The sequence below is a fragment of the Ruegeria sp. CDSB136 genome (assembly GCF_059610965.1).
The window spans coordinates 204037-216166 of sequence record NZ_JBXWOP010000003.1; the positions used below are offsets into that span (position 1 = coordinate 204037).

10 protein-coding genes are annotated in these 12130 nt (G+C 57.8%); 3 read left to right on the plus strand and 7 right to left on the minus strand.

Annotated features, from left to right (window positions below; genetic code table 11):
* Positions 1-86: 86 nt before the first annotated feature.
* From ocd to rocF, 3 genes are read right to left on the minus strand one after another with little or no spacing between them, the layout of a single operon-like run.
* Complete coding sequence (ocd, locus tag AC2FIR_RS05100) at positions 87-1133, minus strand: ornithine cyclodeaminase (RefSeq protein ID WP_496744728.1); 1047 nt, start codon at positions 1131-1133, stop codon at positions 87-89.
* Between the two features lie 6 nt (positions 1134-1139).
* Positions 1140-2060, minus strand: coding sequence for a citrulline utilization hydrolase CtlX (gene ctlX / locus AC2FIR_RS05105; RefSeq protein WP_170806199.1), 921 nt, complete (start codon positions 2058-2060; stop codon positions 1140-1142).
* Positions 2060-2980 carry an arginase gene (rocF, locus tag AC2FIR_RS05110; protein ID WP_170815663.1) on the minus strand — a complete coding sequence of 307 codons (921 nt, stop codon included), beginning with the start codon at positions 2978-2980 and terminating at the stop codon, positions 2060-2062. Before rocF ends, ctlX begins: the two co-directional genes overlap by 1 nt.
* A gap of 86 nt (positions 2981-3066) precedes the next feature.
* Here rocF and AC2FIR_RS05115 point away from each other — a divergent pair, with 86 nt between their 5' ends.
* Together AC2FIR_RS05115 and mprF are read left to right on the plus strand one after the other, a co-directional pair.
* Entirely contained in the window at positions 3067-3495 is a 429-nt protein-coding gene (locus tag AC2FIR_RS05115; protein ID WP_170616238.1) for an Lrp/AsnC family transcriptional regulator, read from the plus strand.
* 133 nt (positions 3496-3628) lie between these two features.
* Positions 3629-6238, plus strand: a complete 2610-nt coding sequence (gene mprF / locus AC2FIR_RS05120; RefSeq protein WP_496744666.1) for a bifunctional lysylphosphatidylglycerol flippase/synthetase MprF — start codon at positions 3629-3631, stop codon at positions 6236-6238.
* Positions 6239-6241: 3 nt separating this feature from the next.
* On the opposite strand, the gene AC2FIR_RS05125 is transcribed toward mprF, so the two are convergent.
* From AC2FIR_RS05125 to AC2FIR_RS05140, 4 genes are all read right to left on the minus strand, one after another.
* Positions 6242-7804 carry an efflux transporter outer membrane subunit gene (locus AC2FIR_RS05125; RefSeq protein ID WP_496744668.1) on the minus strand — a complete coding sequence of 521 codons (1563 nt, stop codon included), beginning with the start codon at positions 7802-7804 and terminating at the stop codon, positions 6242-6244.
* A gap of 11 nt (positions 7805-7815) precedes the next feature.
* Positions 7816-8961, minus strand: a complete 1146-nt coding sequence (locus tag AC2FIR_RS05130) for an HlyD family secretion protein (RefSeq protein ID WP_496744670.1) — start codon at positions 8959-8961, stop codon at positions 7816-7818.
* Positions 8962-8982: 21 nt separating this feature from the next.
* Positions 8983-9345, minus strand: coding sequence for a DUF3302 domain-containing protein (locus tag AC2FIR_RS05135; protein ID WP_170616246.1), 363 nt, complete (start codon positions 9343-9345; stop codon positions 8983-8985).
* A 210-nt stretch (positions 9346-9555) separates the two neighbouring features.
* Positions 9556-10317, minus strand: coding sequence for a DeoR/GlpR family DNA-binding transcription regulator (locus tag AC2FIR_RS05140; protein WP_496744672.1), 762 nt, complete (start codon positions 10315-10317; stop codon positions 9556-9558).
* A 189-nt stretch (positions 10318-10506) separates the two neighbouring features.
* Here AC2FIR_RS05140 and glpD point away from each other — a divergent pair, with 189 nt between their 5' ends.
* Complete coding sequence (gene glpD / locus AC2FIR_RS05145; protein WP_496744674.1) at positions 10507-12102, plus strand: glycerol-3-phosphate dehydrogenase; 1596 nt, start codon at positions 10507-10509, stop codon at positions 12100-12102.
* Positions 12103-12130 lie beyond the last annotated feature (28 nt).

Genomic DNA, 12130 nt, shown 5'->3' on the forward strand with positions numbered 1-12130 from the left:
TTCATCTGGCCAACAATATCCCGGGGGAGTCGCTCGAAGGGCGGCGGGGGCAGCGCCCCCTTGACCATTGAAACCCCCAGCTGGTTTCAGGTTTCGGCGCGCATCAACATGCCATAGAGGTCACGTGGATCGTCGGGGTCCGCCAGCATGTCCAACGGCTCGAAGAAGTCTGTCTCTTCGATGGCGCGTTTGATGTAACGAAGGGCAGAAAAATCCTCGATCGCAAAACCGACACTGTCGAATAGTGTAATCGCCCGTTCATCCGTGCGCCCCTTGGCCTGGCCTGTCATCACCTGCCAGATTTCAGTCACGGGGTGGTCTGAGTCCAGGGCCTGAATTTCGCCTTCGATCCGCGTTTGCTCGGGGTATTCAACAAATATTTCCGAACGCAGCAGGATATCCTTGTGCAACTCGGTCTTGCCCGGGCAATCACCGCCGATTGCGTTTATGTGAACGCCGGGACCGACCATGTTGTCCGTCAGAATGGTGGCGTATTTCTTGTCAGCTGTACAAGTGGTGATGATCTGGGCGCCTTCGATGGCGTCTTCTGCCGTTTTGCAGGAAACAACAGTCAGACCCTTGCCTTGCAGGTTTGCCGCGCATTTGGCCGTTGCATTCGTGTCGGTGTCATACAGCCGTACAGTGTCGATGCCGCACATTGCCTTAAACGCCAGGCACTGGAACTCGGATTGAGCGCCATTGCCGATCATGGCCATCGTCGTTGCGGATTTCGGTGCCAGATAGCTGCCGACCAAGGCAGAGGTTGCTGCTGTTCTCAGGGCCGTCAGCATGGTCATTTCAGTCAAGAGGGTGGGATAGCCCGTGTAAACATCCGCCAGCAACCCGAACGCGGTCACGGTCTGCAGACCCTCGGACGTGTTTTTTGGATGCCCGTTCACATATTTGAAACCGTATGCCTCACCATCCGAAGTTGGCATCAATTCAATCACGCCATGGGGGGAATGGGCGGGGATTCGGGGCGTTTTGTCGAAGCTTTCCCATCGCTTGAAGTCAGATTCGATCTGCGCGGCAATCTGCGTGATCATCTTTTCAAGGCCGATATGATGGACGAGGCGCATCATGTTGTCGACAGAAACAAAGGGCACAAGCGCCTTGTCAGAAGGTTGCATCAGGATCTCCTATCGGCGGGACAGGTGAATGCCTGCGATCATGCAGCGCACGGATCCACCCGCTGTTTCAATTGTGGGAACCGAAAGCGGCAGTGGTTTTGCACTGGCTTCGATTATGGAAATCTGTTCGGGCGTCAGCGCTTCCAGCGCCCGGCTGGACAAAGCCAGGACCAGACCGTCTTGGCCAGCCAGCTCAATGGCGTTGCCCGCGAATTCCGCGATCTGATCGTGGGTCAGGTCGATGACTGCACGACCGGTTTCCTCCAGCCTGGCTTTGACTGTCGCGCGTCGCTCGGGGTCGGTGATCATGTCCAGGCAGATCAGTGCGTATTCGGTGCCGATACCCATCAGAACGTTGGTGTGATAGACATCGCGCCCTTGGGCATCTTTCGCTTCGAAAACGATAGGCTCATAGTTGAAGTGAGTGCAGAACCGTTCGAGCAGAACGGGGTCTGCGCGGTTTGATTTTACCGTGTAAGCAACCCGACCAATGTGATCCAGGACCATCGCGCCGGTGCCTTCCAGCGCCAGCTTGTCCTGTTCCAGTCCGGAATAGTCGATCACGTCCTGAACCCGGTATTCCTGTTTCAGCATCTCGATGACGTCGGAACGGCGTTCGCGCCGCCTTGAGGGAACGTACATCGGATAGATCGCGACATGCCCACCGGGATGGGTCGAAAACCAGTTGTTCGGGAACACACTGTCGGGTGTGTCCAGTTCTCCGTGATCGTCAAAGACGTGAACCCTGACACCTGCGGCCCGCAGTTGCGCGACTGCCTGATCATGTTCATCGCGCGCCGCAGATGAGGTTGCGGTCGCCGAACGGCTGGCAAGTGTCTGGAACGCATTGTCCCCGTGCGTTTCCGGGTTCGAGGCAAATGCATGCGGCCGGATCATCACGACGGCCGAAGGGGCTTGAAGCGACTGCATCAGAAACTCCGGGTTGGGCGATCGAAGATGCGGCGACCGAGTAACGAGGCGGCCAGATCGACCATAAGTTTTGCGGTTCGGCCGCGTTCATCCAGAAACGGGTTCAACTCCACCAGATCCAGTGAGCGGACGAGGCCGCTTTCATGCAGTAGTTCCATCACCAGATGCGCTTCCCGTTCGGTCGCGCCGCCGGGAACGGTGGTGCCCACGGCAGGTGCGATGGCGGGGTCCAGAAAGTCGACGTCCAGCGAGACGTGCAGGATACCGTTTTCTGCGCGGACGCGGTCCAGAAAGGCCATCAGCGGTGCTTTGATGCCATTTTCGTCAATGCTGCGCATATCTGCCAACATGGCGCGGTCCTGTTCCAGCGCGGCCCGTTCCGCGGGATCGACCGAGCGCAGGCCGATCATGCCGACGCGGTTGGTGGGCACAGGTGCCGTGAGCGGCGGAAAGGCGTCAAACCCGTGTCGACCGGTGAAATAGGCGACCGGGGTGCCGTGCAAATTGCCGCTGCCGGTGCTGTCGGGCGTGTGAAAGTCGCTATGCGCATCCAGCCACAGAACAAAGAGGGGCCGTCCGATGCTGTGCGCGTGGGCTGCCATTCCTGCGACCGTACCCATCGAAAGCGCGTGATCACCCCCCATGAAGATGGGCAAACCTTGGCGGGCGCTTTCTTGCGCCGCACGGCTCAGCGCCTGGGTCCAACCGACACATTCGGGCAAGGCGAACAGGTGAGGATGCTCGGCGGTTTCGACGTCGTCAGGGCGGACATCACCGAGGTCCGACACGCTGTGGCCCAGATCCATCAGGGCCTTCTGCAAACCCGCGACGCGATAGGCATCAGGACCCATGCGGCATCCCTGCCGACGTTTTCCGGCGTCCATTGGGGCGCCGACAAGTATTATGTTTTCATTAGCCATGTGTTTGTCTAACCTTTCAACACGGCATCCCGGAAGATAGCAAAGTGCTCAAAAAGAAACCCGGATAAACGAACTGGTAAGCGACGATGGACGATTTGGATAGCAGGCTGCTGAACGCATTGCACCGGGATGCGCGCGCCTCGCTGTCGGAGCTGGCGCAGATTCTGGGCGTGACGCGAACAACCGTCCGCAGTCGACTGCATCGTTTGAAACAGTCCGGAGAGATCGTCGGCTTTACCGTTCTGACGCGGCGCGATGTTGCGCAAAGCCCGGTTCGAGGACTAATGATGTTGGAAATCGAAGGCCGGGGAACCGAGCGGACCATGGCAAGGATCGCCGCCATGCGGCAGGTAAGAGCGGTTCATACGACCAATGGCAGCTGGGACCTGATTGCCGAGATCGGGGCCGAAACGCTGGCGGAACTGGACGAGGTTCTGTTTCAGATCCGGCGGATGGAAGGGATCACGCGGTCCGAAACCAACCTGCTGCTTTCAACGCGGAAGGGGCGCGTCTGACAGGGTGGAGGACTTGCTGCCTGTAGCGCTTTGAATGGTAAGGAAATTGTGCCAAACTCCGCCTGGGCGGTCGGGCAGGCTTTAGCGGCTTTAGTTCCGTATACGCGATTGGTTTGAAGCAGGGAATGTCGTGATGACCGTACAGGAAACAAGTGACGATTCCCGGGTTTTGCGGATGGCCGAGAAGGCTGCGGCCATGCTGGAAAGACCCTGGGTTCGTATCGCGGTTCCGATCCTTATCACGATCATTGCGTTGACCGTCCTGCACGAGTTGTCTTCGCATGTGAAATGGTCCGACGTTCAGACTGATATTGCGGGTACGTCCTGGAAGCTCATGTTTTTCGCGCTGTGCTGGACCGCATTCAGTTTTCTGTCGCTGTCCTTTTACGATGTGTTTGCGGTCAAAAGCTTGGCGGAAGACAAGGTTCCGCTGCCGGTCGCCGGAATGGCCGGGGCCAGTGGCTATGCTGTGTCAAACTGTCTGGGGTTTTCCTACATCACGGGAACCGCGATCCGGTATCGGATCTATGCGTCGCTTGGGCTGGATCTGGCCCGTGTGGCCGGGGTTATCGCGACCTCGTGGGTGGCCTTCTGGATGGGCATGGTCCTGATCCTTGGCATCTTGCTGACGTTGCATCCGGACGGGATATCTCAGGTTCTTCCGATCAGTGAAACGACCGAAACCGTAATCGGCCTGTGCCTGCTGGCCGGGTTGGCGGCCCTGTTTGTCTGGCTTGCCAGCGGCGGGCGCCGTCTGGCTTTTGGTGGGTTTGGCTTCAACCTGCCCGGAGGAAAGCTGGCCAGCCTTTTGACGCTGGCGGCAGTAGGGGATCTGTTTGGCGCATCAATGACTCTGTATGTTTTGATGCCGAACGATCTGGGCGTCGGGTTTCCGTATTTCTTTGCCATCTATGTGGCGGCAATTGCCGTCGGTATCCTCAGCCACGCACCCGGCGGGATCGGTGTGTTCGAGGCTACACTGATCGCGGGTCTCGGCGCCTCTGGCCGATCGGATGTGATCGCAGCCTTGTTGCTGTATCGCGTGGTTTACACGTTTCTGCCCTTCGTCATCGCCAGCCTGTCCATTGCAGTGGCCTATGCGCTGACACAGCGCGATAGGATTGGCGGAGCAGCCAGCTGGGTCTATCGCGCTTTTCGCCCGATTGTTCCAATGGTTGCAGCTGGCGTTTCAGCAGTGGCGGGCGTTGTATTACTGGTGTCCGGCGCGCTGCCGTCCAATTCCCAAAGCCTTGGCGCGTTACGCGAGGTATTGCCGCTTTCGTTCGTCGAAGCCTCGCATCTGGCGGGCAGTGTGGTTGGGGTTCTGCTGATCCTCGTATCACGCGGCTTGTTCCGTAAGCTCTATCGCGCCTGGGTCGTCGCGATGGTTCTGATGGTGGCCGGGTTCATCGCTTCGCTCACCCGCGGCCTGGATATCCATGAAGCGCTGAGTATGGTGGTGACCATTGCCGTTCTTGCCGTGTTTCGCGGCGCGTTTTACCGGGTCAGCGGCGCGTCGGTTTTCCGTCTGAATATTCCATGGCTGGTCAGTGTGCTGGCACTGATGGCGGTGATTTTTTGGATCGGTTTGTTCGCGTATTCGCACGTTGAATATCAAAACGCCCTGTGGTGGGAGTTCGCCTGGAACGGCGATGCCTCGCGTTTTCTCAGGTCCAGTCTGGTGGTCGCGGTTATCCTTGGGGTGGTGGCTGTCAATTCCCTGTTCGGGCGCGAAATCCCGGTTCCTGTGCGAACCGAAATACCGGAGGCGGTGGAACGGCTTGCGTTGCAAAGCGAAGACACCGAAGCCCAGATTTCATTGACTGGCGACAAGCAGTTCCTGATTTCGCCGGATGAAACCGCGTTTCTTGCTTATGCCGACACCGGAAACGCGCTGATCACCAAGGGAGAGCCTGTGGGCGATGAGACCGCGGGTCAGCAGCTGATCTGGCAACTGCGCGAACGGGCGGACCGCGAGGGCAAGCTGTGTGCTTTCTACAGTGTTTCGACCAAATACCTGCCAACCTTTCTGGATCTGGGCCTTTCGATCCTGAAAATCGGCGAAGTCGCGCGGGTTCCGCTGCAAGGGTTTTCGCTGGACGGCAAGTCACGCAAACGGTTTCGGCAGGCCAAGAACAGGGCCGTACGTGATGGCTATGTGTTCGAGATCATTCCGAAGGAGGACCTGAAACCGGTCTTGCCGGAATTGCGTGAAATCTCGGATCACTGGCTTGCCGGTAAGGCAGGCGAAGAGAAGGGCTTTGCCTTGGGAGGTTTCGACGACGATTACCTTTCGTATTTCGATCACGCCGTTCTGCGCAATGCCGAGACGGGCAGGATCGTGGCCTTCGCCAATCTGTTTCAGGGCGGGAACAAGTCTGAACTATCGTTGGACCTGATGCGTTACGAACTTGACAGCGCCAGTTTTGTCATGGATGCGCTGTTTGCCGAGATGATGGTGTGGGGGTCCGAGCAGGGGTTCCACTGGTTTTCGCTCGGGGCTGCGCCGTTTTCAGGGATCGAAAACCGGCAACTGGCTTCGCTCTGGAACCGGATCGGGGGGTTTGTTTACGAACACGGCGAGCAGTTCTATCACTTCGAAGGCCTGCGTGCGTTCAAACAGAAATTCGACCCGGAGTGGAGCCCGAACTATCTGGCAAGCCCCGGCGGTCTGGCGGCGCCACGCATCCTCTACGAGGTGAATATTCTGATCTCTGGCGGGTTGCGGGGGCTGACAAAATAGAACCTAGTTCAGGCTGACACCGGTCGGGGTCTTTTCCAGCAGATCACCCCAGTCGGTGCGGTATGCCATTTCGGCCAGAACGGTACCGGGCAAGAACTCCTGATTCTGCCGGATCTGCCATCCACCGCCCAAACCTTTGTAAACGGCGACCAGATTGCTGGACACTTGTTGACGTGCGCTGATCAGGTTGGCTTGCGACCGCAACAGGGCGGTTTGTGTGTTTAAAATCCGCGAATAGCTGGCGATGCCATCACGGTATTGGCTGATTGCAATCTCGGCGGCCCGGCGCGAGGCCGTAACGCTGTTCTGATAGAATTCGACCTGTTTGCGGGCCTGCGCATAGGCGACCATGGCGCTCTCAACCTCGGAATAGGCGGTCAGGACCGTGTTCTGATAGTTGGCGATCAGGGCCTGATAGGCGGCGTCCTGCGCCCGCACGTTGTTCTTGATCCGACCATAGTTGAGTACGTTCCAGACAACACCCGCGCTGGCCAGCCCGGTGGTGCTGTTGGCGTTGAACAGGTCGCGCCCGCCCGATGCCTGCAGGCCGATTGAACCCGAAAGGATGAACTGCGGATAAAGGTCGGCCATCGCAATCCCGACCTGCGCGGATTGCGTTGCCGCAGCCAGTTCAGCGGCCCGAACATCTGGGCGACGGCGCAACAATTCGGCAGGGACACCGACCGCGACATTGGACCGTGCCAAGGGGATGCGGCCAGAATTTCCAAGCAGGCTGGTCAAGCGCGATGGCGGCTGCCCCAGCAAGACGGCCAACGCATTCTTGGCTTGCTGCAAGTCGCTTTGCAGTTCAGGAACCAGCGCTTTTGTATTGTTCAGCAAGGCGGTGGATTCCTGCACATCCAACTCGGTCGTGACGCCGTTGTTGAACCGCAGCTGCGTCAGATCCGCAGATTCCTGCTGAAGTCGGATATTCTCCTGTGCAACGATCAGGGATTCCTGCAATGCGCGGATATTGACGTAAAGGGCGGCAACATCACCCGTCAGCGTCACAAGGGCATCGTCATAGTTGGCAACCTGCAACGCCAGATTGGACCGTGCAGCCTGAACGCCGCGCCGCTGCGCGCCCCAGACATCCAGTTCCCATTGCGCGTCGAACCCGACCTGCGAAGTCGAGAACTCCGTGTCCAGCGGGATGATGCGGTTGATATCGGACACTGGATTGAGGTTGTCGCTGATCTGCCGCCTTTCAAGCGAGGCACCGACTGCCTGCGATTGCGGATAAAGCTCTCCAAACGCGATGCCCAACTGCGCCCGCGCCTGCAGCACACGCGCCCCGGCCACCTGCAAGGTCAGGTTTTGCGCGTAGGCCTCGGCGATCAGTCTGTTCAGGGTGGGGTCGTTGAACGTTTCCCACCATTTTACCACGGGCGCGCTGCGCGAGGTCAGTCCGCTTTGCCCCGTGTTGGGATTGTTCACTTCGATCCATTGTTTGACGACCGGAGAGTTCGGGCGCACAAAGTCCGGGCCAACCGGAGTGCAGGCTGCAAAGGTCACGACACAAAGCGCGCTGCCCATCAATCTGCGGAAGGTTCTGGCCCGTATCATGATGCGCGTCCTCAAATATCCAGCGGTCGGATGAAGTTGGCGAAGGAATAAAGGCGGATGTTGATGCGCCTGAGAAACTCAAAACTCTTGCCCTGACCGGTATAAATCGCCACTGCCGCGTGACCGCCCGCAGGGAAGGTGTGCCCGTCGGGGATTTCGACCGAAATCTGTACGGCGATCCGTCCGGGCAATTTGGGCAGTTCAAAGCCCGGCAGGCGGCCTGAAGGCAGGTATTGACCTTGCCGGGTGGCCCACCAGATCGCCTCGACCTTGCCGGTCAGGATTTCGCCGGGATACAGGTCCAGCGCCACCTCAACCGGCTGACCGGGTTCGACGAATTTCAGGTTCTGCTGACGGTAGGTGGCCAGGACATAGGGATTGTCCTTGGTTACAAAACTGGCGATGGCGCCCAGGCGGATATCCCCGACAACCAGGCCGGGCCGGGCCTGCTGAGAAACGATCATGCCGTCTTCGGGCGCATAGATCGTCGTGTTATCGAGGAAGTACTTGGCTTCGTCCAACTGCGATTGGGCCTGCAGGATACCGGTATTAACGCCATCGATCTGCGAGGCTTGCGCCAGCTTTGCCTTTTCAAGATTGGCTTCGGCTTCGTGCACCTGCGCCTGATCCTCAGTGACCTGTTCGTTCCATCGGTCAAGCTCATCCTGACGGGCGCCGCCCGCAGGAACAAGATTCTCGTATCGGGCCTGTTGCGTCTTCGCATAGGCCAACTGCGCATTTGCACGCTCAATTGCCTCGGACGCGGCTATGACATCCTGTTCAAGAATTTTCGCATTCTGCTCAGCGGCAACAAGCTGGGCTGTCGCGTTGTCCACCGCAAGCGAGAACACCGTATCGTCAAAACGATAAAGCGGGTCGCCCTTTTTGACCTCGGTGTTGGGTTCAACCAGAACCTCGGTCAAAACCGTTGGTTGCGTCAAACGGGGAACAATCTGGATAGTTGACCTGACAACATGACTGTCGACCGAGAATGGCTGAAAAAACCGCAAGGCGACCAGAAAGATCAGCAGCAAATGGGCGCCAACCCAGAACGAGACGATGCCCCAGACGATATTGAATTTCAGCCATTGCGCCTTGAAGAAAATGAACCAGACGAAAATGATGTAAAACAGCGTGATGCCAAGGGCGACGAACATGTGTTTTGACTTCCTCTGGCCTTAGCTTTTCTGCGCGTCGTCTGTATCAAGCGCGTCGCGGTATTCCGGTTTCACGACGCCGCCCAACCGTTTGATTTCATTCCGGATAGCATCTTTTTCTTCATCTGGTCCGCGGCGAAAATCAACGGTTACACCGTCGTGGAAAGCCCAGATAAAGGCGTGAACCCAAGGCACGATGGCCAAAAAACCCATCCAGCCCATGATCTTGACGGCCTCGGCATGCGGGTGATTGCGCTTGATCGCGATGCGACCGGGCAACCCCATGATGAACAGGAACAAGCCCATGACCGCCGCAAGCAGCAATATCAGCGCGACAAATGTCAGGTAGTCATAAAATTCCAGCGGCTGACCCAGTAACCCCATGCTCGTGCCTCCATTTTGGGAAGGTACCCCATCCTCAGGCGTAGGTGCCCGGTACGTCAATCGAATTGTCTCTGCCCGGCGGGATCAGGCCCAAATCAAGTGACCCCAAAGGCAAGAACAACCGTAAATTGTCCCGATACTGGCAGGCGATTGGATATGTGGCAAGGAATGGGGCAATGAAACCGGCAGAAATGTAATCCGCACCGCAGGTTAAAGGCAGAGCTTCACCTGAGTCTCCCATTCCTCACATTTAGCGTCCAGATCATGTGGCAAAGCGTGGTCCGTGAAGAACATCCCGATATCGGCCAGCGATGCGATTCGCGCCGGGGCGGTGCGTTGAAACTTGGACTGATCCGCCACAAGAAACGTCTGCCGTGCCTGTGCGATGATCGTCTGGCTGACCTGAACCTCCTGAAAGTCGAAATCCAGAAGATCGCCATCGGCATCCAGTGCCGAACATCCGATGATCGCGTAATCGACCTTGAATTGCCGGATGGTCGAGGCCGTCAAATCTCCGATCAGGCCGCCGTCAGAGCGGCGCAGGACCCCACCCGCCACCACGACCCGGCATTCGGGGTTTTCAACCAGAATGTTGGCAACATTCATATTGTTGGTAACGACCATCAGGTTCTTGTGGTCCAGCAGATGCCGGGCGACGGCTTCGGTCGAGGTTCCGATGTTCATGAATACCGATGCCCCGTCGGGAATGCTGGCTGCGCATATTTCGCCAATACGGGACTTGGCCTCTTCATTCAGGCCCCGGCGGTCTTCGTAGCCGATATTTGAAACGCCCGAGTGCAAAACGGCGCCGCCGTGGACCCGGTCGAGTTTCCCCATTTCAGCCAGTTCAGCCAAATCCCTGCGAATGGTCTGCACCGTCACGCTGAACTGTTCCGCCAGCCCTTCGACAGTCACTCGCCCTTGTTGGCGAGCGATTTCCAGTATGTCGGACTGACGAAAGGAAAGAGACATGCAAACTCCTGTGTTCTAAGGTGTATTCGTTTTTGTTCTTTTTTCCGGTCTTTTCAAGAGGAATGGATTGCTAAGCCAATTCGCGACGTAAATTTCGTAAAAACGAAAGAAAACGAAAATTATAATTGACGAAGCGAAGGCGGTTACGGTTAATGCGCATAGTTTTTCCAGACAGAGAATCGACCAGCTATGGAAGCGCAGGAAAACCCGATCACCGACCTTTTCATCATCGGTGGGGGGATCAACGGATGTGGAATCGCCCGGGACGCCGCGGGGCGGGGTCTTTCGGTTAGCCTGGCTGAAATGAACGATCTGGCTTCGGCCACGTCGTCGGCATCGACAAAGCTGTTTCACGGAGGGTTGCGGTATCTCGAATACTTCGAGTTTCGCCTAGTCCGAGAGGCCTTGATCGAACGCGAAACCCTGCTGCGGGCCATGCCGCATATCAGTTGGCCAATGCGCTTTGTGCTGCCCTATCACAAGGACATGCGATTTGACGCGGAAACGCCGACTTCGCGGCTGCTCAGCACAGTGATGCCATGGATGCGGGGCAGGCGTCCGGCCTGGCTGATCCGGTTGGGTCTATTTCTCTATGACCATCTCGGCGGGCGCAAAATCCTGCCGGGCACATCGTCGCTGAACCTGCGATCGGTGCCGGAAGGCAGGCCTTTGCAGGGTAAATTCGAAACCGCCTATGAGTATTCCGACTGCTGGATCGAGGATTCGCGCCTAGTCGTCCTGAACGCCCGCGATGCGCAGGCACGCGGGGCCGAGATCATGGTTCGCACCGAAGTCATGTCTGCAGATCGCGTTGACGGGCTGTGGCGTGTGACGGTTCGAGACCGGGACAGCGGAACCCAACGTGTCATTTGTGCAAAGATGCTGATCAATGCCGGCGGCCCCTGGGTCGGCGACATTATTCAGACCAGGATCCGCATGAATTCGCGCGATGGCGTGCGGTTGGTTCGCGGCAGTCATATCGTGACGCGCAGGCTGTACGATCACGACAAATGCTATTTCTTTCAGGGCGAAGACGGCCGGATCATTTTTGCAATTCCTTATGAGCAGGATTTCACCTTGATCGGAACCACCGATCAGGATCATCCTGATCCGTCCCAGCTGCCGGTCTGCACCGAGGACGAGCAGGACTATCTGTGTGCGTTCGCCTCGAAGTACTTTGATCAACCCGTATCGCGCGAGGATGTCGTATGGACCTATTCCGGCGTACGCCCGCTTTATGATGACGGGGCCAGCAGTGCTACGGCCGCGACGCGGGATTATACGCTCAAGGTCGATGCACAGGGCGGTGCGCCTGTTCTGAATGTCTTCGGCGGAAAAATCACGACCTATCGTCGGCTGGCCGAGAGCGCGATGGAAAAGGTTGCGGAACATTTCCCGGCTCTGTACGGGCCGTGGACCGCTGGTGTCGCGTTGCCGGGGGGTGATTTTCCGGTCGACGGAGTAGAGGATCTGGTTCAAGGCTTACGATCGGATTACGGTTTTCTGGACGAAAAATGGGCGCGCCGTCTGATCCGGGCCTATGGAACCGAAGCGCGCCTGATGCTGGGCGAGGCCCAAAACGCAGAAGATCTGGGGGAGGGGTTTGGAGCTTCGTTGACGGCTCGTGAACTGGCGTGGCTGATGGACCGGGAATTCGCGCGTAATGCCGAGGATGCAATTTGGCGGCGGAACAAATTGGGTCTGCGCCTGAGCAGTGAACAGATCGCGCGCATTCAGCAGTGGATGGATGAGCGGAAAAGATCAGGCGTAGCCGTATCCGCCTGATGGACAGAAAAAAGCCCCGCGGAAAACG

Coding starts and splice junctions, on each gene's coding strand:
- rocF (WP_170815663.1), bottom strand. CDS start 2,980: ATGGCTAATGAAAACATAATACTTGTCGGCGCCCCAATGGACGCCGGA.
- mprF (WP_496744666.1), top strand. CDS start 3,629: ATGACCGTACAGGAAACAAGTGACGATTCCCGGGTTTTGCGGATGGCC.
- AC2FIR_RS05115 (WP_170616238.1), top strand. CDS start 3,067: ATGGACGATTTGGATAGCAGGCTGCTGAACGCATTGCACCGGGATGCG.
- ctlX (WP_170806199.1), bottom strand. CDS start 2,060: ATGCAGTCGCTTCAAGCCCCTTCGGCCGTCGTGATGATCCGGCCGCAT.
- glpD (WP_496744674.1), top strand. CDS start 10,507: ATGGAAGCGCAGGAAAACCCGATCACCGACCTTTTCATCATCGGTGGG.
- AC2FIR_RS05140 (WP_496744672.1), bottom strand. CDS start 10,317: ATGTCTCTTTCCTTTCGTCAGTCCGACATACTGGAAATCGCTCGCCAA.
- AC2FIR_RS05130 (WP_496744670.1), bottom strand. CDS start 8,961: ATGTTCGTCGCCCTTGGCATCACGCTGTTTTACATCATTTTCGTCTGG.
- AC2FIR_RS05135 (WP_170616246.1), bottom strand. CDS start 9,345: ATGGGGTTACTGGGTCAGCCGCTGGAATTTTATGACTACCTGACATTT.
- AC2FIR_RS05125 (WP_496744668.1), bottom strand. CDS start 7,804: ATGATACGGGCCAGAACCTTCCGCAGATTGATGGGCAGCGCGCTTTGT.